Annotated in this window: 1 protein-coding gene; it reads left to right on the forward strand. The window is 62.6% G+C overall.

Annotation, left to right across the window (positions count from 1 at the left end; all coding sequences use genetic code 11):
• Positions 1–425 (forward strand): IS6 family transposase (locus tag P1J78_RS25195; protein WP_275570110.1); only part of this gene is annotated, 425 nt, incomplete at both ends.

The raw sequence follows: 425 nt of genomic DNA on the forward strand, positions 1-425 counted from the left end.
CGGATCGAGGGGATGCGGTCGAGCCAGTGGCGATGGCACCTCGACGAGATGTTCGTGAAGATCAACGGCGAGAGGCATTACCTGTGGCGGGCTGTCGACCACGAGGGCGAGGTGCTCGAGAGCTTCGTGACGAAGACCAGGGACAAGAAGGCGGCCCTGAAATTCCTCAGAAAATCAATGAAGCGCTACGGCCGGCCGGACTCCATCGTGACCGACCGGCTTCGGTCCTACGGCGCGGCGCTGAAGGAGATCGGTGCGGCCGATCGCCAGGAAACCGGTCGCTGGCTGAACAACCGTGCCGAGAATTCCCACCTGCCATTCCGACGACGTGAGCGGGCGATGCTGCGGTTCCGGCGAATGCGAAGTTTGCAGAAATTCGCCTCCGTCCACGCCTCGGTCAGCAACCACTTCAACTCGGAGCGCAG

Source organism: Psychromarinibacter sediminicola, from assembly GCF_029168335.1.
Lineage (GTDB): Bacteria > Pseudomonadota > Alphaproteobacteria > Rhodobacterales > Rhodobacteraceae > Psychromarinibacter > Psychromarinibacter sediminicola.